At 67.4% G+C, this 21,519-nt stretch carries 23 protein-coding genes; 10 read left to right on the plus strand and 13 right to left on the minus strand.

The window, feature by feature from the left end:
- Nucleotides 1-9 precede the first annotated feature (9 nt).
- From cyoD to cyoA, 4 genes are read right to left on the minus strand one after another with little or no spacing between them, the layout of a single operon-like run.
- On the minus strand, nt 10-405 hold the full coding sequence (cyoD, locus tag IEY58_RS17245; protein WP_189047988.1) for a cytochrome o ubiquinol oxidase subunit IV: 396 nt from the start codon (nt 403-405) through the stop codon (nt 10-12).
- The gene (gene cyoC, locus IEY58_RS17250) at nt 405-1,028 is read right to left on the minus strand and encodes a cytochrome o ubiquinol oxidase subunit III (RefSeq protein WP_189047990.1); all 624 of its coding nucleotides are present in this window, start codon (nt 1,026-1,028) and stop codon (nt 405-407) included. The genes cyoD and cyoC overlap by 1 nt, the downstream gene beginning before the upstream one ends.
- Nucleotides 1,025-3,007 carry a cytochrome o ubiquinol oxidase subunit I gene (gene cyoB / locus IEY58_RS17255; RefSeq protein ID WP_189047992.1) on the minus strand — a complete coding sequence of 661 codons (1,983 nt, stop codon included), beginning with the start codon at nt 3,005-3,007 and terminating at the stop codon, nt 1,025-1,027. The genes cyoC and cyoB overlap by 4 nt, the downstream gene beginning before the upstream one ends.
- Before the next feature lie 2 nt (nt 3,008-3,009).
- The gene (gene cyoA, locus IEY58_RS17260; RefSeq protein ID WP_229743781.1) at nt 3,010-3,879 is read right to left on the minus strand and encodes a ubiquinol oxidase subunit II; all 870 of its coding nucleotides are present in this window, start codon (nt 3,877-3,879) and stop codon (nt 3,010-3,012) included.
- A gap of 404 nt (nt 3,880-4,283) precedes the next feature.
- Between cyoA and IEY58_RS17265 the strand changes: the two genes are divergently transcribed.
- From IEY58_RS17265 to IEY58_RS17285, 5 genes are all read left to right on the plus strand, one after another.
- Nucleotides 4,284-4,637: a hypothetical protein gene (locus IEY58_RS17265; protein WP_189047993.1), complete on the plus strand. Its 354-nt coding sequence runs from the start codon at nt 4,284-4,286 to the stop codon at nt 4,635-4,637.
- A gap of 29 nt (nt 4,638-4,666) precedes the next feature.
- Nucleotides 4,667-5,158, plus strand: a complete 492-nt coding sequence (locus tag IEY58_RS17270; RefSeq protein ID WP_189047995.1) for a Spy/CpxP family protein refolding chaperone — start codon at nt 4,667-4,669, stop codon at nt 5,156-5,158.
- A gap of 277 nt (nt 5,159-5,435) precedes the next feature.
- Entirely contained in the window at nt 5,436-5,843 is a 408-nt protein-coding gene (locus tag IEY58_RS17275; protein ID WP_189047997.1) for a response regulator, read from the plus strand.
- A gap of 154 nt (nt 5,844-5,997) precedes the next feature.
- Nucleotides 5,998-6,330 carry a NepR family anti-sigma factor gene (locus IEY58_RS17280; RefSeq protein WP_189047999.1) on the plus strand — a complete coding sequence of 111 codons (333 nt, stop codon included), beginning with the start codon at nt 5,998-6,000 and terminating at the stop codon, nt 6,328-6,330.
- 310 nt (nt 6,331-6,640) lie between these two features.
- Complete coding sequence (locus IEY58_RS17285; RefSeq protein ID WP_189048001.1) at nt 6,641-7,006, plus strand: hypothetical protein; 366 nt, start codon at nt 6,641-6,643, stop codon at nt 7,004-7,006.
- Nucleotides 7,007-7,017: 11 nt separating this feature from the next.
- Here the strand turns inward: IEY58_RS17285 and IEY58_RS17290 are convergent, their stop codons facing one another.
- The 5 genes from IEY58_RS17290 to IEY58_RS17310 are packed head-to-tail and all read right to left on the minus strand — an operon-like array spanning nt 7,018 to nt 12,556.
- A complete protein-coding gene (locus IEY58_RS17290; RefSeq protein ID WP_229743782.1) occupies nt 7,018-7,704 on the minus strand; it encodes an ABC transporter ATP-binding protein in 687 nt (228 codons plus the stop codon).
- On the minus strand, nt 7,701-9,428 hold the full coding sequence (locus IEY58_RS17295; RefSeq protein WP_189048003.1) for a branched-chain amino acid ABC transporter ATP-binding protein/permease: 1,728 nt from the start codon (nt 9,426-9,428) through the stop codon (nt 7,701-7,703). Before IEY58_RS17295 ends, IEY58_RS17290 begins: the two co-directional genes overlap by 4 nt.
- Nucleotides 9,425-10,327 carry a branched-chain amino acid ABC transporter permease gene (locus tag IEY58_RS17300; RefSeq protein WP_229743783.1) on the minus strand — a complete coding sequence of 301 codons (903 nt, stop codon included), beginning with the start codon at nt 10,325-10,327 and terminating at the stop codon, nt 9,425-9,427. Before IEY58_RS17300 ends, IEY58_RS17295 begins: the two co-directional genes overlap by 4 nt.
- Before the next feature lie 22 nt (nt 10,328-10,349).
- The gene (locus IEY58_RS17305) at nt 10,350-11,468 is read right to left on the minus strand and encodes an ABC transporter substrate-binding protein (RefSeq protein ID WP_189048005.1); all 1,119 of its coding nucleotides are present in this window, start codon (nt 11,466-11,468) and stop codon (nt 10,350-10,352) included.
- Nucleotides 11,465-12,556 carry a threonine aldolase family protein gene (locus IEY58_RS17310; protein WP_229743784.1) on the minus strand — a complete coding sequence of 364 codons (1,092 nt, stop codon included), beginning with the start codon at nt 12,554-12,556 and terminating at the stop codon, nt 11,465-11,467. Before IEY58_RS17310 ends, IEY58_RS17305 begins: the two co-directional genes overlap by 4 nt.
- 73 nt (nt 12,557-12,629) lie before the next feature.
- Between IEY58_RS17310 and IEY58_RS17315 the strand changes: the two genes are divergently transcribed.
- Together IEY58_RS17315 and IEY58_RS17320 are read left to right on the plus strand one after the other, a co-directional pair.
- Nucleotides 12,630-13,139 carry a hypothetical protein gene (locus IEY58_RS17315; RefSeq protein ID WP_189048007.1) on the plus strand — a complete coding sequence of 170 codons (510 nt, stop codon included), beginning with the start codon at nt 12,630-12,632 and terminating at the stop codon, nt 13,137-13,139.
- Nucleotides 13,140-13,261: 122 nt separating this feature from the next.
- Nucleotides 13,262-13,615: a hypothetical protein gene (locus IEY58_RS17320; RefSeq protein WP_189048009.1), complete on the plus strand. Its 354-nt coding sequence runs from the start codon at nt 13,262-13,264 to the stop codon at nt 13,613-13,615.
- Nucleotides 13,616-13,705: 90 nt separating this feature from the next.
- Here the strand turns inward: IEY58_RS17320 and IEY58_RS17325 are convergent, their stop codons facing one another.
- Together IEY58_RS17325 and IEY58_RS17330 are read right to left on the minus strand one after the other, a co-directional pair.
- A complete protein-coding gene (locus tag IEY58_RS17325; RefSeq protein ID WP_189048010.1) occupies nt 13,706-14,236 on the minus strand; it encodes a cold-shock protein in 531 nt (176 codons plus the stop codon).
- A 125-nt stretch (nt 14,237-14,361) separates the two neighbouring features.
- The gene (locus IEY58_RS17330; RefSeq protein ID WP_189048012.1) at nt 14,362-15,213 is read right to left on the minus strand and encodes a fumarylacetoacetate hydrolase family protein; all 852 of its coding nucleotides are present in this window, start codon (nt 15,211-15,213) and stop codon (nt 14,362-14,364) included.
- A gap of 475 nt (nt 15,214-15,688) precedes the next feature.
- On the opposite strand from IEY58_RS17330, the gene IEY58_RS17335 reads away from it, so the two are divergent.
- The 3 genes from IEY58_RS17335 to IEY58_RS17345 all read left to right on the plus strand — a co-directional run bounded on the left by IEY58_RS17335 (nt 15,689) and on the right by IEY58_RS17345 (nt 17,778).
- Nucleotides 15,689-16,099 (plus strand): hypothetical protein, encoded by a 411-nt coding sequence (locus tag IEY58_RS17335; RefSeq protein WP_189048014.1) that lies wholly within the window; start codon nt 15,689-15,691, stop codon nt 16,097-16,099.
- Nucleotides 16,100-16,270: 171 nt separating this feature from the next.
- Nucleotides 16,271-16,720 (plus strand): hypothetical protein, encoded by a 450-nt coding sequence (locus IEY58_RS17340; protein WP_189048016.1) that lies wholly within the window; start codon nt 16,271-16,273, stop codon nt 16,718-16,720.
- A gap of 233 nt (nt 16,721-16,953) precedes the next feature.
- Nucleotides 16,954-17,778 carry a MetQ/NlpA family ABC transporter substrate-binding protein gene (locus tag IEY58_RS17345; RefSeq protein ID WP_229743785.1) on the plus strand — a complete coding sequence of 275 codons (825 nt, stop codon included), beginning with the start codon at nt 16,954-16,956 and terminating at the stop codon, nt 17,776-17,778.
- Nucleotides 17,779-17,808: 30 nt separating this feature from the next.
- Here the strand turns inward: IEY58_RS17345 and recQ are convergent, their stop codons facing one another.
- A complete protein-coding gene (gene recQ / locus IEY58_RS17350) occupies nt 17,809-19,656 on the minus strand; it encodes a DNA helicase RecQ (protein ID WP_189048018.1) in 1,848 nt (615 codons plus the stop codon).
- A gap of 225 nt (nt 19,657-19,881) precedes the next feature.
- Nucleotides 19,882-21,369, minus strand: coding sequence for a 3-hydroxybutyrate oligomer hydrolase family protein (locus IEY58_RS17355; protein WP_189048020.1), 1,488 nt, complete (start codon nt 21,367-21,369; stop codon nt 19,882-19,884).
- Between the last annotated feature and the right edge of the window lie 150 nt (nt 21,370-21,519).

Raw genomic sequence — 21,519 nt, forward strand, 5'->3', positions numbered from 1 at the left:
AGCGCCCTTTCAACTCTGCTGATGCAGGTCCATGAGCTCCATCGACGGCATCAGGTTGCTGTTGAGATTGGCCATGATCCAGAGCGACCCCGCGACGACGAGCGCCACGATGAGCACGCCGAAGGCAAGTGCCAGCACGTTGTTGGTGTTGTCCGGCCCGGTCGTGATGTGCAGGAAGAACACGAGATGGATGCCCATCTGCGCCACGGCCAGCACGGCGAGCCCGATCGGCACGCCGGGCCCCCAGAGCACGTGGGTCGTGGCCGCCCAGAACGACGTGGCGGTCAAGAGCAGCGCCAGGAACAGCCCGATCAGATAGGCCTGCAGGTGCGAGAGCGTTTCTTCGCGGCGGTCGCCCGGCGCGACATCGTCGCCCGGTGCGCGGTCGTGAGTATGCGCGGCCATCAGGCGCCTCCCCCGATCAGATAAACGATTGAGAACAAGGCCACCCAGATGATGTCGAGCGCATGCCAGAACAGGCTGAAGCAGGCGAGCCGGCGCACGACGGTGATGGGAAAGCCCTTGGCCCAGACCTGCGCCATCATCACCAGGAGCCAGATGAGCCCGATCGTGACATGGGCGCCGTGGCAGCCGACCAGCGTGAAGAAGGCGGACAGGAACGCGCTGCGCTCGGGTGTGGCGCCACGGGCGATCATGTCCGCGAACTCGCGCAGCTCGAGCGCCAGGAACGCTGCCCCCAGCACGAACGTTACCGCCGCGCCGAGATAGGTCCCGGGCTTGTGCTCGAGATTGATCGCGAGCGCCATCATGCCGCAGGCGAAGCTCGAGAGCAGCAGGCAGATCGTCTCGATCGCGACGGTCGTGTAGTTGAAGAGCTGCGCCCCCGTCGGCCCGCCGGCGGTGGCATTCACGAGCACCGCGTAGGTCGCGAAGATCGCCGAGAACATGACGATGTCGCTCAAGAGGAAGATCCAGAATCCGTAAGCGACGACGATGCGCTTGGGCGCCGGGCCTTCGCCGCTCGCGAGCGGCGGAACGCCGTGGGCGGCGTGCACTACGGCGCTCATCGGGCGACCTCCGCGCGATGGGCATCGTAGAAGCTTGCCACCTCCTCCGCCGGGATCTCGAGCTCGTGCACGTCGCGCCAGGCGAAGACCAAGGTCGTGACGAAGGCCCCGAACAGGCCGAGCCCGACCATCCACCAGATGTGCCAGATCAGCGCGAAGCCGGTCACGACCGCGAAGAAGGCGGTGATGAAGCCGGTCGACGTGTTCACCGGCATCTCGATCGGCTCGTACTTGTGCGTTGCCTCCGCCGGAGCTTGCTCCGCCTCGGCGCGGCGCTTCAAGTACCAATAGGCGTCCTCGCGATCGACGAGCGGCATCATCGCGAAGTTCCAGCTGGGCGGCGGCGAGGGCGTCGACCATTCAAGCGTCCGGCCGTTCCAGGGATCGCCGGTCCGGTCGCGCAGCGCCGCGCGCTCGCGGATCGAGACGACGAGCTGGGCGACCGTGCAGGCGATGCCGCAGAGAATGACGACGGCGCCGAGGAAGGCCACGATCAGCAATGGCTGCCAGGTGGGGTCGTCGTAATGCTCCATGCGCCGGGTCATGCCCTGCAGGCCCAGCGCATAGAGCGGCATGAAGGCGAGGTAGAACCCCACGAACCAGCACCAGAAGCTGGCCTTGCCGAGCCCTTCGTGCAGCGTGAAGCCGAAGGCCTTCGGGAACCAGTAGGTGTAGCCCGCCATCGCGCCGAACAGCACGCCGCCGATGATCACGTTATGGAAATGCGCGATCAGGAACAGGCTGTTGTGCAGCACGAAGTCAGCCGGCGGCACGGCCAGCAGCACGCCGGTCATGCCGCCGATGACGAAGGTCACCATGAAGCCCAGGGACCAGTGGATCGCCGCGGTGAAGCGCACGCGCCCGCCATACATGGTGAAGAGCCAGTTGTAGATCTTCACGCCGGTCGGCACCGCGATGATCATGGTCATGACGCCGAAGAAGCCGTTGACGTTGGCGCCCGCCCCCATCGTGAAGAAATGGTGCAGCCAGACGATGAAGGAGAGGACGCAGATCGCCAGGGTGGCCGCGACCATGGAGCGGTAGCCGAACAGCGGCTTGCCCGAGAAGGTCGAGATCACCTCCGAGAACACGCCGAACGCCGGCAGGACCAGGATATAGACCTCCGGATGGCCCCAGACCCAGATGAGGTTGATGTACATCATCGGGTTGCCGCCGGCGTCGGCCGTGAAGAAATGGAAGCCCAGGTAGCGGTCGAGCAGCAGCATGGCGAAGGTCGCGGTCAGCACCGGAAAGGCCGCGACGATCAGCAGGTTGGCGGCAAGTGCCGTCCAGCAGAATACCGGCATGCGCATGTAGCTCATGCCGGGCGCCCGCATCTTGAGGATGGTCGTGACGAAATTGATGCCGGTCATGAGCGTGCCGGCGCCCGAGATCTGCAGCGCCCACAGGTAATAGTCGACGCCGACGCCGGGCGAGAACTTGAGCTCGCTCAAGGGCGGATATGCGAGCCAGCCGGTGCGCGCGAATTCGCCGACGACGAGGGAGATGTTGGTCAGCAGCACGCCGGACGCGGTGAGCCACAGGCTGACCGAGTTGAGCGTCGGGAACGCCACGTCGCGCACGCCCAGCTGGAGCGGCACCGCGAAATTCATGAGGCCGATCATGAACGGCATGGCCATGAAGAAGATCATGATCGTGCCGTGGGCCGAGAAGATCTGGTCGTAATGCTCGGGCGGCAGGTAGCCCTGGGCGTCGCCGACGGCGATCGCCTGCTGCGAGCGCATCATGATCGCGTCCGCAAAGCCGCGCAGCAGCATGACCAGCGCCAGCAGGCAATACATGACGCCGATGCGCTTATGGTCGACCGAGGTCAGCCATTCGCGCCAGAGATAGGGCCAATAGCCCTTGACCGTGAGCCAGATCAGGATGGCCGCCACCGTCAGGATCATCAGCGCGGAGACGACCATGTCGATCGGCTCGTTGATAGGAAACGCGTTCCAGCTGAGCTTCCCGAGCATGCTCAATTCTCCATCTTCATGGTGGGGGGCATGTTGGGTTGGTCCGCGTGCTGATCGCCGGCGGGCGGCACGTTCGGGTGCACGATCGCTTGAAACAGGTCCTGCGCGACGCTGCCGTAGGTGGCAGGCGGAACCGCCTCGCTCGGCTCAGCGAGTGCCGCAAAACTCTGCGGGTCGAGCGCCTGCCCTTTGCCGCGCGTCGCGTTGACCCATTCCGTGAATTTGTCCGGCGAGACAGCCTCGACCGTGAAATGCATCTTGGAGAAGCCGTCGCCGCTGAACTGCGCCGACAGGCCAGGATAGCTGCCGGGCTGGTCGGCCTGCAGATGGAGCCGCGTCACCATTCTCGGCATGGTGTAGATCTGGCTGCCCAGCTGCGGCACGAAGAAGCAGTTCATGACGCCCTCGGCCGTGAGCTCGAAGCTCAAGGGAGCGCCTGCCGGAACGACGAGCTGGTTCACGGTCGCCACCCCCTGCTCGGGATAGATGAACAGCCACTTCCAATCGAGCGAGACGGCCTGGATCTCGATCGGGTTGGTGGTTGACGGTAACGGTTTTGGCGGGTCGAGGTCGTGTGAGCCGACCCAGGCGATGCCGCCCAGCAGCAGCACGGTCATCGTCGGGATCGACCAGACGACCATCTCGATCCGGCCGGAATATTCCCAGTCCGGCAGGTAGCGCGCACGCGCATTGGACGCCCGGAACCACCAGGCGACCCCCAATGTCGTGAGGATGGTCGGGATGACGATCGCCAGCATGATGCCCAGCGAGTTGAACAGAATGGTCTTTTCGGCCGTGGCGATCGGCCCCCGCGGGTCGAGCACGCCGCCGGAGCAGCCCGCGAGCACCAGGCTCGCCGCGAGCGGCGTCAAGAATCGTCGGAGCGCATATCCTGGGCAAGCGGCTTTCGGGCACACGACGGCCCGGCCTGCCATCACTCGGGTGACGGATTTGGTCATGGCAATCTCCGACAGAAAGCGAGCGTTGCTGGAGCAGCGTTCTCGTCGATCTAAGACTTCAAACTGGATCGCCGGCCCCGGACATGACAGGTGCAGGCAGGAAACGTTCCGTCCGGGATTTGGAATCTCGCGACAAAAGGTCAACTGACGAACCTGACGAATTGCCACGTGCCGCCGCACGGGAGCCGCGGCGGATCGTTTCAATCGACATAGTTCGTTACCAAATTCCCTGCCCCGGATCGGGGAGGGGCGACCATTCAATGCGCTATCATTAGGCAGGAATGCGCAAGGAGGTTGGCGTGTCTATCCCGAGTTCCATGAAGACGGCCCTTTTCGCGGCGGGTGCCGCGGTGGTCCTGTCCTTAAGCCTGGGCGCGGCTTCGGCCGAAGCCCGAACCTTCGTCAGTGTCGGCGTCGGCCTGCCGCTGTTCTATGCCCCGCCGCCGCCCGTGGTCTACGCGCCGCCGCCGGTCGTCTATGCGCCCCCGCCAGTGACCTATGCCCCGGCCTACGAACCGGCGCCGGCCGCATACGCCCCGCCCGCATACGCCCCGGCCGCGACCCAGACCTGCCGCGAATATCAATCCACCATCCAGGTGAACGGCCAGCCGCAGCAGAGCTACGGCACGGCCTGCCTCCAGCCGGACGGCACCTGGCGCATCGTCCAGTAACCGCATCGACTATCGATAAGGAACGGCAAATGTTCTCCAAGAAGATTCTCATCGCCGCCCTCTCTGCGGCCATCATCCCGCTTGCGGCCATGGCCGCCCCCGAAGGCCCCGGCTGGCACCATCACGGCGGCCGTGACGGCCATGGCCCGTTCAGCTTCCTCGAGGGCGTCACGCTCACGCAGGAGCAGAAGACCCAGATCCATCAGATCATCGAGACGAGCTGGACCCAGGCGAAGCCGCTGATGCAGCAGCTCCACGCCGACCGCAAGCAGATCGATGATCTGCTGGCCGGCACCGGCACCGTGACCGAGGCGCAGCTGACCACCATCCAGCAGCAGGAGTCGCAGCTTCAGCAGCAGCTCGCGAGCCAGCGCCTCGCCACGGCGCTCCAGGTCCGCGCCCTCCTGACCCCGGCGCAGCTCGCCCAGAGCGCCCAGACCCACCAGCAGCTCGAGAGCCTGCATCAGCAGGAGCGGGCAATCTTCGAGTCCGCCCATCCGGACGCGACCGCCCCGCAATAAGCACCTGGGACCAGGACGCGCGGCGGCCGACCGCCCCCCGCACGCCTCCCCTCCTCGCCCATCCTCCGAAGGCCCCCACCGTCTCATGGCGGTGGGGGCTTTTTGCCAAGTCGCCTAAAATTCGGGCAAAAATCGGCAAAGCCGCCATTGATCCGGCACCGATGCCTACCGACATTGCAACTTCGGGCAGCAGGATCGAACCTCGGTGCATGGTGCAGTTGCGCCACCCGAACGGGCGCTGCCGACGATCGGGGACGGCGAGCGGGGGACAACGGCGATGGACAGGCAGCAAGCAGAGCAGGCCACGACAGAGCCGATCGTCCTCCTGGTGGTCGAGGACGAAGCCATGCTGCGCACGGTCGTCGCCGATTTCCTGCGCGCCGGCGGTTTCAGCGTCCTCGAGGCGTCGAGTGCCGACGAGGCGGTCGGCATGCTGCACCGGCACGCTGACATCCGGCTGGTCGTGGCTGACGTCATCATGCCCGGCGCGCTCAACGGCTTCGATCTGGCGGAATGGGTCGCCCATCATCGCGCCGGGATCCCGGTGATGCTGACCTCGGGGTACAGCACCGACCGGAACCTGCCGCCTCGCCTCAACTGGACAGGGCGCCTGATCCGCAAGCCCTTTCGCCTCGTCGATCTTGCGGACCGGATCCATGCGCTGTTGAGCCAGCCAGCCGCCTGAGGTGCTGCTGCGGCATCCGGAAGCGCCGCCTCGTGGCAAATATGTGGGAACCATAGGAACGCCTCGCCGTTTTTGGGGACGGTCCCTGCCCTCTGAATGCGCCGCGCCAGAACGGCGACAGGCGCGGGGGATCGCTAGGGAGTGGAGACTACGCATGAGAAACGGCGGATCGCTCGACGCATACGATTTCGGCTCGCTGATGACGGCGCGAGCCCCGGTGGGCGAGCGGGAACGAAGCACCCTGTCGCTTTCCGTCGTTGGCGACACGCCGAACCCGCAGCGCTTGTCGCTCGGCCCCGATGCGGAGGTCGAGCTGCAGGTCGGCCGCCGACTGCGCGCGATGTACGATTCCGTGCTGCACGAACCGCTGCCCGACCGCTTCGTTACCCTGATGCAGCAGATCGACGAGCGGATCAGCGCCCGCTCGGGCGCCGGCGGAGAGGATACGCCCCCGGCTCCGGCACGAAAGCACGCCGGCGGCCGCTGATCCTCATCGGCCGATCGCTCCGCTGCTCGCCCGGCGCGCGGCTGGTCGCCTGAAAGTAATCGACCCGATCAGGCGCCGGCGACCGCCGCGTCAACGCGGCAAATTTCCCTAAAATCCCGAACGATACTTCGGCCAAACGATCGATTTGGCTGTGTCGTAAAGAATTTGTTGGCCTTTTCTGGGCAGCCTGCCGTTTCAGGCGGCGGACCTCGATGCCTTCGCCACCAGGAAGCGCGCAGAACCTTTGCGAACGCAATCAGGTCACGCCGGATGCGAGATCGGATCCGGCGTACAGTGAGAAGGTTCCACCATGGCCACTTTCCCGCCGGGTGACATCCTCGGCACGGCTTTGTTCGGCATCCTGCTGTTGAGCTTGATCGGCGTCGCTGGCTTCATCGTGAGGAAGCTGGCCGCGCCCACCCGCTCGCTCACCCATCGCGGACTCAAGATCCGGCAGAACGCCAGGCTGCCGGTCGGCAAGGTCGTGCTGGTCGACGAGAATTGGCGGCTGATCGGCGAGACGGCGCCTGACCGCTTCGATAGCGAGCCGCTGCCCGCTGGCAGCGCTGCCGCCTGGTTCTCGGCCGCGGACTTCAACCGGTTCGAAGCGAGCAAGAGGTGGATCGCTATGCGCCGGCCCCGGCCGCTGCAGCCGGGCATCGGCCTGGGCGGCTGACCCCGGGACCTCTAACCAAGGAAACTCCGTGCCAGCGCCGGATGATCGCGGATCTCGTCCGGCCGGCCGATGACTTCGAGCCGCCCACGCTCGAGCACCGCCGCGCGATCGGCGACTGTCAGCGCCGCCTCGACCGCCTGCTCCGCCAGCAGCACGACGAGCCCCGCGTCGGCGAACCGCCGCAGGACGGCAAAAAGTTCGGCAACAAGCACCGGCGCCAGGCCGCGCGACGGTTCGTCCAGCAGCAGGAGACGCGGCGCCGTCATCAGGGCGCGACCGACCGCCAGCATCTGCTGTTGACCGCCTGACAAGGTCCAGGCGACGGCCCCCTGCCTGTCGCGAAGCGCGGGGAAATAATCCAGCACCATGGCGAGCCGCCGTCGCCGCTCCCAGGCCGGCGCTTGCGCCACCAGTTCCAGATTCTCGGCGACCGTGAGGCCCGGAAAGACGCGCCGCCCCTCCGGGCACCAGCCGATGCCGGCGCGGGCGCGCCGCTCGGCCGGCCAACGGTCGATATCGGCACCGTCGAGCCGGATCGTGCCCGCGAGCGGGGCGCGCAGGCCCATGATCGTCTCCAGAAGCTCCGTCTTGCCGGCGCCGTTCGGGCCGAGCAGCACGGTTACCCCCGGACCGGGGAGCGCAAGCGTGACGTCGCCGTCGCGCTTGACCGCGACCCGGTCGAGCGAGAGCGCGGTCACGTCCCCCTCCCCATTGGCGCCGCCCCCAAGGATGCGGTCCCGAGATACGCCGCCCGCACCAGGGGATCGGCCCGCACCTCGTCGGCGGTGCCGACCCGGGCGATCCGCCCATCGATCAGGACGGCCACCCGATCCGCAAGCCCCATCAGGAAGGCCATGTCGTGCTCGACGACGAGCAGCGCCCGCCCCTCGGCCGCGAGTGCGCGCAGGAGGGTGCCGAGGTGCGCCCGCTCTGCCGCGTCCAGCCCCGCCGCCGGCTCGTCCAGCAGCAGGACAGCCGGGTCGAGCGCCAGCGCGCGGGCAATATCCGCGAGCCGGAGTGCTCCTGCTGCCGGCTTCGCTGCCGGATCGATGCCGACGCGACGGAGCAGGCCCGCCGCCGCCTGATGCAGCGGGCCGAGGGGGACGGTTCGTCCGAAACTCGTCCCGGCGTCACGGGCGACGAGCGCGGCGGTCACCAGGTCGAGCGGCGTCATCTCGTCCGGCAGTGCCGCGGTCTGAAAGCTGCGCGCGACGCCGGCCCGGGCGATGCGATCGGGCGATGCGGTTTCGAGCGATACATCGCCGAGCCGGACGGTGCCCCGGTCCGGCCGGTCAAGTCCACTCACCAGATTGATGAGCGTGGTCTTGCCCGACCCGTTCGGGCCGATCAGGCCGAGGATCTCGCCGGGCTGGAGCACGAGCGACACGCCGTTCACCGCCGCGACGCCGCCGTAGGACTTCTCGAGGCCGGCGAGTTCGAGCGCCGCCACCGGGCGTGGCGGTCGATCGGATGCTCCTGCCGTCGCGGCGGGACACGCCGGCCAGAACCGTTCCAGCGTGCCGACGAGGCCGGCCGGTGCCGCAAGCAGGCAGGCGAAAAGGCCGATGCCGTAGGCGATCCGGTAGGACGCGCCGAGCGGCCGCAGCCATTCCGGCAGATGGCCGATCAGGAGGGCGCCCAGCACGGCGCCGGCGACCGAGCCGCGTCCGCCGATCACGACCATGGCGAGACAACCGACCATGACCGGGAATTCCGCGACCTCGGGCGACACCAGGCGCAGCACATGGGCCTGGAGCGCCCCGCCCAGGCCGGCGAAGCCAGCCGCGAGCACGAACGCCTGCGCACGGATGCGGCCGGGGTCGAGGCCGCTCGCGCGTGCCAGCACCGGATCGGCCCGCACCAGTGCCAGCGCCGGCCCGTTGCCGCCGCGCTTCAGCCAGAGTGCCAGCCCGGCGCCGAGCCCGACGAGCCCCCAGCTGACGAGCATCGTGCCGGAGCCGCGCGGGAGCCCCAGGGTCTGCAGCGGCGGAATGCCGGCCAAGCCATTGGCGCCGCCGGTCAGGCTTTGGGCGTCGACGGCAACGAGCCGGACCAGCACCGCAAAGCCGAGCGTCGCAAGCGCGAAATAATGGCCGCCGAGCCGCCGGACCGGCGCGTGCGCGAGCGCCGCGAGCAGCATCGGCAGCAAGACGGACGCCGGCAGCTCGGCCCAGGCGGGCCAGCCGAGCCGGCCGCCGAGAATGCCGGCGGCATAGGCGCCGATGGCGAAGCAGGCGCCCTGGGCGAGCGACAGTGCACCCGCCTGGCCGAACAGCAGCTGATAGCCGATCGCCATCAGCGCCGATGCCGCGGAAAGCGTCATCAACCGCTGTTCGTAGCCGGACCCGGCGATCAGCACCACGGCCAGCCAGAGGATGACCGCCAGCCCGATAAGCGGCGCCGGCCGCAGTAGATCCTTCATGCGCGCCGCCCAAGTGGCTCCGGGAACAGGCCCGCGGGCCGGACCGCCAGTACCAGCAGCACCACGCCATAGAGTGCTGCGGTTGCCGCGACCGAGCTCGTGTAGCCGGCGACCACGCTCTCGAACAGGGCGATCAGCAGTGCGCCTGCGACGGCACCCTTGAGCGAGCCCCAGCCGCCGATGGTGACGGCGATATAGGCGCGCAGGATCAGGTCGTTGCCCATGCTCGGCGTCACGAAATAAGGCCCGGACAACAGCAGGCCGACAGCACCGGCGAGCGCCGCGGCGAGCGCGAAGCTGCCGGCGATCAGCCGATCGACCGGCAGGCCGAGCGCCCGGGCCGTCACCGGGTCCTGGGCGCTGGCACGGAGCCGGCGGCCGAACTGGGTGTGGCCGAGCAGCCAGGCCTGGGCCAGTCCGATGACGAGCGCGGCCGCCATGATGCCGAGCGCCGAGCGCGACAGGCCGAACGGCCCGATCCGGAGATCGCCGGTGCCGACCAGCGTCGGCCCCGCGCGCGGCGCCGCCCCTTCGAGCGCGTTCATCGCCTCCTGCAGCACGAGGCCGAGCGCCACGGTCGCGAGCAAGCCGAAGATCGGCGGCCGCGACCGGAACGGTCGCCAGGCGAGCGCCGAGAACAGCAGGCCGCAGCCGGCCATGGCGAGCATGACGAGCGGCAGGAGCGCAGGCCCCGAGAGATCGATCCCCGCGAGATCGAGCCAACGCGACAGCGCGATCGCCACATAGCCGCCGAGCATGACCAGGTCGCCCTGGGCGAAATTGACCGCGCCGGTCGCGTTCAGGATCAGGACGAAGCCGAGCGCCACCAGGGCATAAGCGGCACCGAGCGCCAGGCCGTTCAACAGCAGCTGAGCCAGGCCCAGCAGGTCCGCCGCCATGATCGTTCTCTCGCCGGGCCGGTCAGTCGGGCTTGGCGGCGTCGAGCCCGTCGTAACGCTCGACCACCTTCGGCACGCGCGTGACGCCGTCGTAGCAGAGGATGACGACGCTATGCGCCATGTCGCCGTGCCCGTTGGAGGCATAGCGCATGGCGACGCCGTCCCACTGCTCCGCCGCGAGCGCCGCGCGCACCGCCTCGCCGGTGCGGGCACCATGGGCCAGCACGTCGAGCAGCATCTCCGTCCCGTCGTACTGGGCGAGCGCATAGGCGTCGGGGTCGGCGCCGAAGGCGGCGCGATAGTCCTTCAAGAACTGCTCGAGCCGGGGCGAGCCGCCGGAGACCGGCGACGACGCCGATTCCGCGCAGATGCCCTTCAACTCCCGCGGCTCGAGCAGCGCCGCCGTCGCCGGCTGGTGCAGCGCCGAGCCGGCCACGACCGGCAGCGTCAGGCCGAGGGCCGCCACCTGGCGGACCGCGAGCGCGGTCGGCCCGGCATGGAGATGCAGCAGCAGGGCGTCGGCGCCGGACGCCATCGCCCGTTTCAGGACGGGCGCGTAATCCTTGACGCCCGTATCGATGCCCTCGCTGAACACGAGCTCGGCGCCATGCCGCTTGGCCGCGGTCGCGATATAGGTGGCGCCGCTCTGGCCATAGGCCGTCGTCTGGTAGACGAGCGCCAGCTTGTGCCGGCCCAGCCGCTCGACGGCGTAGCGGACATGCGCCTCCTTCGCCGCGCGATCGGACGGGAAGAAGCGGAAGATCCAGGGATTGCCGGCCTCGGTCAGCGACGCCGTGCCCGAGACGGTCACGAGCGGCAGCTTCTCCTCGGCCGCGATCGGCATGAGCGCCAGCATCTGGGTGCCCAGCATCGGCGCCACGACGGCGGGCACCGGCCCGCCGTCGAGCGCGCGCAGCAGCGCGTTGACCGCGTTTTCCGGCGCTGTCGCCGTATCGATCACCTCGCCCGAGACCGCGAGACCAGCTGGTGCCTGCCGGAGTGCCAGCAGCGCGCCGTTGCGCTGGCTGGTGCCTTCAAGCGAGAGGAAGCCCGTTACCGGCACCAGGATCGGCAGCCGCGCCGGCTCGGCGGCGGCCGTGGTGCCGAGCACGGCCGCGAGCAGGAGGACGAGCCGTCTCACGATGCCTGGGCCACCCTGACCAGCCGACCGACGAGCTCGACCACCTCCCCGTCGCTCAGGTCCTCGGCCGCGTCGCCGATGTTGATCTCGGTCATGGCTAGGCGCGGCAACGCGGTCTCGGCGAAACGGCCGAACAGCCAGACACCGCTCGCGCGGGCGAGGTCGAGATGCGCCGCGTCGAGCGCGTTCGTCGTTGCCGGCAGGTAAAGCTGGAAGGCGTTCGTGTGCGGCGCCGCCGGCACCGCCTCGACGCCCGGCAGCGCGCTTAGCGCCTCGGCAAGGCCGCAGGCCCGCGCGCGATAGGCCGCCATCCGCGGCAGGTAGCGCTGCAGCCCCTCGGCGGCACTGATGACGAAGGGGAACGCGGTGAAGAGATTACCGCCATGGCGGGTCTGCCAGACCCGGGCGGCCGCGACGAAATCCGTAGGCCCGGCCAGGATCGAGCCGCCGAGGCCGCCCAACCCTTTGTAGAACGAGACATAGACCGAGTCCGCGAGGCCGGCGATCTCGGCCAGGGAGCGGCCGTAGTACGGTTGCGCCTCCCACAGGCGCGCGCCGTCGAAATGCAGCGGCACGCCGCGCGCACGGCACCAGTCCGCGATCGCGACGAGGGCGTCCCAGTCCGGCAGCTTGAAGCCGGCACGGCGCAGCGGCAGCTCGACCGTGACGGCGCCCAGTTCCTCGGCCGCGGCCTCCAGGTCGGCAACGGAGAACGGCTGATGGTCGAGGCCGAGCCGCACGGCAGCGAGGCCATGGAGCCGTTCGTAGGCCGAGCGCTCGTCGAGGTCGATATGGCATTTCGGATGCAGCCCGACCGTGCACAACCCCGAACGGTCGGTCCAGATCCTGAGTGCCGCCTGCTGCGCGATGACGCCCTTCGGCATGAAGACCGCGGCCGGCTTGCCGAGCAGGGCTGCGACATCGCGCTCCAGCGCTTGCATCGCCTCGCCCTCGCCATAGATATCCCGCGGCAGGGCGGCAAGGGGCGAGCGGCCGAGCCGGTCCAGCATCTCGCGGATCGTCTCGCGGCGATGGCCCGAGAGCGCCCGGCGGCACAGATCGCGGACTTCGGCATGGGCAGTCGACATGAACCCTCTCCTGCCGCACTCCCTGCGGCCGTGCTAGTTTCCCTTGAGCAACGCGACCCTTAAAGCGGAACCCATGTCGAGACAAGGCACAGCAGCACGGATCGGCCTCTTCATCTGGCTCCTTGCCGCCGTCTGGCCGTTGACCGGCCGGGCGACCGAGAACCTGCTCGACTCCCAGGCGCCTTACTGGGAGGCGGGCCCGCGCGATCCGAAGCTCAGCAACGCCTGTTCGCTCGGCCGCTTCAACGAGCGGCAGATGGGCCGCTACATCGTGCGGCTGCACGCGAAGGCGGGCGGTGCCGCTGTGCTGGGCGTCGCCAAGGGCACGGGCCTCAACCTGTGGGACCCCGACCGTCTCGCGGTCAAGACCGAGGACTACCTGTTCCGGCAGGATGGCACCAGCGCGTGCGAGGTGTTCGTCGGCGGCCGCCAGCCGCTGCTGCCTGGCCAGACGCCCCCCGGCCAATCATCGCCTAGGCAACCTGGAACTCCTGCCGGACCGCAAGCGCCCGGATCGCCGGCAGCGCCGTCGCCCCAGCAGGCGGTCCCGGGCGCCTCGCCCCAGAACGGTCCGCCGACCTGAGCTGCTGAAGCGTTCGGAAACACACCCGCGCTTTACAGCCACCGCGCGGCATGCTCGAACTCTGGTCGGTTTGAAGTTTGGCACAAGGGCACGAGATGATCGGACGGACCACTCTCGCAATCATGATCTCTGCGCTTGCTATCGGCGCATTCACGACCGGCATGCTTACGAACGGCACCGCCGAAGCCGGCACCCTCCGGGCCGGCACCTGGGTCCCGACCGGATGCGGCACCGAGCCGACGCCGCCCACGATCAACGCGTCGGGCCGCGCCGCCTACGAGGCAAGCATCAAGGACGCCCAAGCCTATCAGCAGGCGGCCAAGCAGTATGACGATTGCTTCTTCAAGGAGGCGGACGCCGACAATCACCTGATCGCCGGCGCGCTCAAGGACCATCACGCCCAGCTTCAGGCCACGTTCGACAAGCTGACAGCCGATTCCAAGGCCGCGGCCGACCGGCTCAACAAGAAGCAGTGAACTTCTGATAGACGCACGGCCGGCAGTGGATCATGTCCGCCGGCCGTGGTCCCGATCGGGGGCCTTAAGCGCTTGGGATGCCCTAAGCGCTCAAATAATCGTGACGCCGAACGCCTCGAGGCCCTTCTTGCCGTCGACCACGTCGACGCGCACGCGCACGCCGGGATCGAGGCCCTGCAAGCCGCTGCGGCGCAGCGCGGTAATGTGGATGAAGATGTCCTTGCCGCCGCCGTCGGGGGAAATGAAGCCGTAGCCCTTGCCGGGCTCGAACCATTTCACTGAACCGTCGAGCGAGCCCGACGGCGTCTGCGGCGCGTCGCGATCATGGCCGCGCGAGCCCGACTGGGGCACGGCGGTCGTAAGATCGACATCGATCACGCTCACCACCAGCGGGCCCTTGGCGCCCTCGCCGATCTCACACACGAGCGAGGCCCCCTCGCTCACATCCTCGAAGCCTGCGCGGCGGAGGGTCGCCATCGGCAGGAACGCGTCCTGCGTCCCGTCGGCCGGGGTGACGAAACCGAAACCCTTGCTGGCGTTGAACCACTTCACCTTGGCGTCGACACGGCGGCCTGAAGGTGGATCTTCGTTGCGGAAAAAGCCCGGACGGCGCTCGTACATGGCTGCTCTATGCTCGGATTAACACCAAGAGGTGTCGAGCATAACCGAATAAAAGCCGTCGCGACAGCCCTCCAAGCTGCTATCGCGACGGGTTTTTTCCGCAATTTCGCCTATTTTTCAGCCAATCATCCTTCGTAGGCGACGACCCTCTGGCGCTGCTCGCCCAATCCCTGGATGCCGAGATGCATTTCATCACCGGGCTTCAGGAACACGGGCACGGGCTTCATGCCGAGCCCGACGCCCGGCGGCGTGCCGGTGGTGATGACGTCGCCCGGGTGGAGCGTCATGAACTGGCTGATGTAGTGGACCAGGAACTTGACGCCGAAGATCATCGTGCGGGTGTTGCCGGTCTGACGTCGGGTACCCGAGACGTCGAGAAACATGTCGAGCGCCTGAACGTCGGCAATCTCGTCCGGCGTCACCAGCCACGGTCCCATCGGGCCGAACGTGTCGGCACTCTTGCCCTTGGTCCATTGCCCGCCGCGCTCGGCCTGGAATTCGCGCTCGGACACGTCGTTCACCACGCAATAACCCGCAACATGGCTGAGCGCGTCCGCCTCGGAGACGTAGTTCGCCTTGGTGCCGATGATGATCGCGAGCTCGACCTCCCAGTCGGTCTTGCGGGAATTCTTCGGAATCACGACCGTGTCGTTCGGGCCGACGATCGAGCTCGTCGCCTTCATGAACAGGATCGGCTCCTCCGGCACCTTGGCGCCGGTCTCGGCCGCATGGTCGGAATAGTTGAGGCCGACGGCGACGAACTTGCCGACCCGCCCGACGCAGGCGCCGAGCCGCGGGCTGCCCGCGACGAGCGGCAGGGTCGCCGGATCGAGCGCCCGGAGCTTGGCGAGGCCAGCCGGTGACAGCGCATCGCCCGCGATGTCGTCGACGACACCGGCGAGGTCGCGGATCTTGCCGTCCCGATCCAGGATGCCGGGCTTCTCCTGGCCCGCCGGGCCGTAACGCAGCAGCTTCATCTGTTCTCGTCCTCCTCGGAGTTTATGCGTTCTGACGTCATGATCTCAGGCGTCGTGATCTCAGGCGCGCCGCCTCCTCGGTTGTCGAGATTGCCGGGCAAGACGGCAGGGGCGCTCTCGAGCACGGGGGCGGATCGGGCCGGCAGGTTAGGCCATTAACTCCGACTTGTCTCCCCCGGATGGCCGCCCAGGCGTCTTGGCCGCACTACGGGCAGTGGGCGAGCCCAAACCACTGCAAGCCACGCGCGGCGAGCCCGCCGACCAGCCTCCGCATCGGCGTCGTCCGTCGGCCGCCTCTGCGGTCGATCGTTAGTCAATTCGCCTTGAAATCAATGGTCTAGCGAAAAGCCGGCCCAATATTCAGCCTATCGGCGCTTTTGGGGCAACCGCCTGATGTAGATGCATTTTTGTGACACGCAAGTCCTCGTTGGCAGTTTTGCTTTCAAAATCTTCAAATCTCCGCGATACTCCGGGCATGTCGCCGCGACGCCTCATCATGCATGCCGTCGCCCTGATCGGCCTTTTCGGGCTCGTCGGGGGCTTTTGTACGCCCGGTTTCGCGGCCGATACGACGGCGAAAGCCAAGAAGAAGCATCAGGGCGAGACAGTGCTCGTCGCGCCAACCCCGGCCCAACAATATGACGCGCAGCTGCAGCTCAACATCGACCCGGTAAAGAGCGGGCTCCTCAAGCCCGATCCGGTGCTGCCCTATCAGCCGCAGGCTCCGACGAAGCCGTTGCTCGACCCCAAGGCGAAGGACAATGCATCGGACCGGCCGCATCTGGCACCCGTTCTCCGCGAAAGCTCGCTGCCGGAAAGCTTCGGCGACCGCGGCAGCTTCCTCGAGCGACACGAGTTCGGCATCCAGCTGCACGACCATTTCTGATTGTAATTTTCAAAAAGAAATCCGCTGAAGTAGTAAGACTTTCAGCGACATGTCATGGCGACCGCGCTATGATGCCCTCGGCGCCACTGAAGCCCCCAGCATCTTCACCGGCGATCACCTCCCCCAATAAGACCGTCCCTGGCGCCTCCAGCCCCCCAGAGGAGTAGAGCCATGTCGGAAGCTCAACAGAATTCCATTGTTGAAAGCCTGCTCGCCCAGCAATCAGCCGCGTTCGGGCCGAAGTCGCTCGACGAGGCGGTCAAGCGTCTGGAATCTGCCGCCAAGCTCACCGGCTTGTTCATGCACACCGCATCGGACATCTGGTGCTGCGAAATCGAGATGATGAGCAAAGGATCGCGCCAGCTCGCGGCCGTCACCGAGAGTTTTCTCGGCGAGGCGGACCCGGAGCACAACGCTACCCGTCCGGCGGAAACGGTCAAGGCAGCGGTCGAGGAAACGATCCAGGAGTTCCGTCATCTCAACGACTTGATGCGCAACAGCAGCTTTGAGCTCTACGACGCCTTCGTCAAAACACTGATACCGGCGACCCCGGCCCCGACGAAGACCCCGGCACCGAAGGCCGCCGCCCGCGCCGCGGAACGGCTCACCACCGCCGCCTGACCGGCTAACAGGGAGCCGGCAGCGAAGACGTGTCGGCCCCATCAACCTCGCTCGGGCCACCTCGCCAGAGAGGCGGCTCCGAGCCGATCTGATGGACCCGCCGAAACTGAGCGTACGGAATAATTGTACAATCTATATTTGTGCATATTCGATATGTGCAATTAACAATACAACATTCCTTCCTTGTGCTTCACGATCGGGGCCTTTGCATCCATCCGAGAAGGAAGCCCCGTATGTTCGGCCCTCACCCCCTCACCGGAAGCGTCACCCGCCGGCTGCTGCTGAGCATGGCAGCGGCACTCTGCCTTGCGGTCTCGGCCGGCACGGCAAGCGCTGCCGGCAAGCTCAAGCTCGGCGTCATGGCAGGCGGTGAGGAAGAGGTCGCCGAGGTCGCGAAGAAGGTCGCGGCCCAGCATGGGCTCGAGGTCGAGCTCGTGACCTTCCAGGACTACGCCCTCGTCAATGCGGCGCTGGCATCCGGCGACCTTGACGCCAACGCCTTCCAGCACAAGCCCTATCTCGACGCCCAGATAGCCGCGCGCGGCTATCACATCGTGCCGATCGGCTTCACGATCGTGGAACCCATGGGGCTTTATGCCCGGAAGGCGAAGAGCCTCGACCAGCTGCCGAAGGGCGCCAAGATCGGCATTCCGAACGACCCCAGCAACGGCGGGCGCGCGCTCAACCTGCTGGCGGCGAACAAGCTCATCACGCTCGCGCCGAACAAAGCCCTGCTGCCGTCGGTGACCGACATTGCGGACAACCCGCACGGCTTCAAGTTCATCGAGCTCGATGCCGCACAGCTGCCGCGGGCGGTCGAGGATCTCGACGCCGCGATCATCAATACCGACTATGCGGTCAATTCCGGCCTCGACCCGCGCAAGGACGCGCTCGCGATCGAGCCGCGCCAGGGCAACCCGTACGGCAATTTCGTCGCCGCACGCGAGGCCGACAAGGACCGGCCGGACCTGAAGATCCTGGTGCAGGCCTATCAGTCGAAGGAAGTGGCCGATTTCCTCGACCAGCGCTTCAAGGGTGCCATCCTGCCGGCCTGGTAAACCCGGCCTAGTAAGCCTCAGCCCAGTAGTTCAGCCATTGGCGACGATCTCCAGGATCGCCTGGCCGTAGCGATCGAGCTTGGAGCGCCCGACGCCCGGAATGGCGGCCAAGGCCGTCATATCGGCCGGGCGCTCGACGCTGAGCGCCACCAGCGTCGCGTCGTGCAGGATGACGTAAGGCGGCACCCCCTGCTCGCGCGACAGCTCGAGCCGCCAATGCCGAAGCGCCTCGAACAGCCGCGCATCGCTGCCCTCGAGCTCGTGCGCCGTACCGCCGCGCCGGCCACCGGTCGCCCGACGTGGCGCCTTCTCCTCGCGATGCTCGCGGAACTCGACCGTATCCTCGCCCTTGACCACGGCGGCGGCCTTGGGGCCGAACAACAGGCCGCCGTGCCCCTCGACATCGACCGCCAGATAGCCGCCGGCGACGAGTTGGCGGAAGATCGCCTGCCAGGCGTTGCGGCCGATCTCCCTGCCGACGCCGAAGGTCTTGAGCAGGTGATGGCCGCGTTCCAGGATCTTCTCGGTCTCCTTGCCGGTCAGCACGTCGACCAGATGCTGCACGCCGAAGCGCTGGCCCGTGCGATAGACCGCTGAGAGCGCCTTCTGCGCCGCGATCGTGCCGTCCCAGCGCTTCACCGGATTGAGGCAGATGTCGCAGTTGCCGCACGGGCCGGTGAGCGAATTGTCGCTGAAATAATTGAGCAGTACCTGCCGCCGGCACGTCGCCGTCTCGCAATAGCCGAGCAGCGCGTCGAGCTTCTGCAGTTCGACCCGCTTCTGCCGGTCGTCGAGCTCGGAACCCTGGACCATCTGCTTGCACGAGATGACGTCGGCCAGGCCATAGGTCATCCAGGCGGTCGCCGGCAGCCCGTCGCGCCCGGCGCGCCCGGTCTCCTGGTAGTAGGCCTCAAGGCTGCGCGGCACGTCGAGGTGGGCGACGAAGCGCACGTTCGGCTTGTCGATGCCCATGCCGAAGGCGACGGTTGCGACCACCACGACGCCCTCGTCCTTCAGGAAGCGGTCCTGGTGGCGCTGCCGCGTCTCGGCGTCGAGCCCGGCGTGGTACGGCAGCGCCAGGCGGCCGTGCTGCGACAGAAAATCCGCGACCTCGTCGACCTTGCGGCGCGACAGGCAATAGACGATGCCGGCGTCGTCCGGGTGTTCGGTGCGCAGGAAGTGCAGCAGCTGGTTGCGCGCGTCCTTCTTCTCGACCACGCGATAGGCGATGTTCGGCCGGTCGAAGCCGGAAACGAACACGCGCGCCTCGTCCAGCTGCAGGCGCTCGACGATGTCCTTGCGCGTCGGCCCGTCGGCGGTCGCGGTCAAGGCGATGCGCGGCACCGTCGGGAAACGCTCGTGCAGGATGGTGAGCGCGCGATACTCGGGCCGGAAATTGTGACCCCATTGCGAGACGCAATGCGCCTCGTCGATCGCGAAGAGCGCGATCCGCAGTCGCTCCAGCAGGTCGAGGAAATACGGCATGACCAGCCGCTCGGGTGCCACATAGACGAGGTCGAGCGCGCCCGAGCGCATATCCTCCTCGATCTGGCGCGCCTCGCCGGGCGAGAGCGAGGAATTGAGGTAGGCCGCCCGCACGCCGGCCTGGCGGAGCGCATCGACCTGGTCCTTCATGAGTGCTATCAGCGGCGAGACGACGATGCCGACGCCGGGCCTGACCAGCGCCGGGATCTGGTAGCAGAGCGACTTGCCGCCGCCAGTCGGCATCAGCACGAGCGCGTCGCCGCCGTCGATCACATGCTCGATGATCGCCTGCTGCTGGCCGCGGAACTGGGCATAGCCGAAGACGTCGCGCAGGAGATCCTGCGCGCGCTCATGGGCGGCAGGATCGGGCTCGGAAGCGGGGAAGAGAGACATGACCGGAGCGGACACTGCCACCCCGGCCGGGGAAAATCGAGTCCCGTTGCGGGATGCGGGAACAGGTATGTTTGCCGTTATTCCCGCGCAGGCGGGAATCCAGTCCTTACGCGCGGCAGCGCGGATATGAGTCTCGTCGCCGCGGACGCGGCTCTTGCTGGATTCCCGCCTGCGCGGGAATGACGAAATCAAAGGCGGGCGGCCGCTTTGGGCCGCCCCCTTACGTCACGGCACGAACAGGCTCGTGCAGTGGCCGGGCTCGGCCGCGTTCTCAGCGATCGCACCGCCGCGCGGAATGCACTGGTCGGGCGGCAGCGACTGGCCTTGCTCGACATGGGCCACCAGCAGGTCGAACGCCCGCTGGGCATGCGGCTCGATCAGCTCGAGTTGCGGGAACGTCGCGCGATAGCTCTCGATGTGGTTGCCGTTCTGCACCTCGTAGAGCCGATAGGCCGGCGTCCGATGGTCGCCGTCCTGGTCTCGGTCGTCGTCGCGGTGGGCCGCCGCTGCCACCGCCCGGGCATAGGCGCGCGCCTGGTCATTGATCGGCAGGAGCGCATCCATGGTGCCGGCCACCGTGATGAGCGGTCGCTTGATGCGGCCCGTCGTGGCGAAGGCCGCGACGTTGGCGCCGACGTCGGAGGCCGACAGCCGGTCGACATAGATGTAGTTGGCGAGGCCCGCGCCGTAGGTGTCATAGGTCGGATCCAGCCGCTTCTGCCACTGGCACTGGGTGACCTCCCAGAATTCCGTCCAGTAGTTGGTCCAAAGCGAGCTCGTGCCGGTGACGATGTCCGGCGGATAGCCTGCGGCCAGGATGTTCTTGGCAGCCGTGCTGTTCGGGTCGCGGCCCGAGGCGATATAGTCGGAATAGTTCAAGAGCGCCGGCGGCAGGGATTGGAGGATGTTGCCGCGCGTCGGATCGGCGTAGGTGCCCTCCCAATCAACGCCGCCGTCGAACAGCTCGGGCGCCGTCTCCATCGCCCGGCGCACCTGGTAACCGCCGTTCGAGGTGCCGACCGCATAAGTGTGCGCCGGGAAGCGGCCATAGCGGAACTGCAGCGCCTCGCGCCCGACCACGGCCGCTGCCTGCATCGCGAGGTTCCAGCGCGAGAACACCTCGGCCGGATCATTGTCGTAGAAATGGACATAGACCGGCGTCACCGGATTGAGCCGGCAGGCAAGCGGGTCGGTCGAGGTCGAGAGCTGCAGGTTCAAGACGCCCTTGTTCTGCGAAACATAGGCGTAGCCCTTCTGCACGACATAGTCGCTCCAGGCGAAATCGCCGTTGAACTCGCTGCGCGTGCCCGACGCGCCGGCGACGACCAGCCTGCCGTTCCAGCTGTCCGGCAGGCGGAGCAGGATCCGCCCCTCACCCAGCGGATCCTGGGCAAGGCGCCCGTCGATCTGGATGCCCGGCACCGCCTTGGTGATCGGCGTGCGATCGGCCGCGACCGGCGCGATCGTCGCCCGGTCGGTCTGCGGCGTGAAGGCGAAGGCCGGCAGGCCCGGCAGCGAGTTGTTGGCCGGCGTCGTCGCCGAATTGTTGGTCGTGAGGTCCGGACTCTCGACGCAGGTCGCGTCCGTGATGCTGCCCTTGAGCAGCGCCAGCAGCTGGTCGCATCGACCCGCGGCCGCAGCCGGAGAATGCCAGCCGGCGGCAAGGATGAGCACGGCCAGGCCGCCCCATCGGGCAAGGCGCAATGAAGTCATTCGTTCCTCCCCAATTGTTGTTTTGATGGGAACGCGTAACGAAGATTGAGATGTCAGCAGGGCTCTGATGTCGGGCGCCCGAGAGCCCGGTCGGTGGTCCTGCCGGCGAAGCCGGCGACCGAAGGTGCGGCACTCCGGACTATAAGGGAA

The organism is Aliidongia dinghuensis, assembly GCF_014643535.1.
Lineage (GTDB): Bacteria > Pseudomonadota > Alphaproteobacteria > ATCC43930 > CGMCC-115725 > Aliidongia > Aliidongia dinghuensis.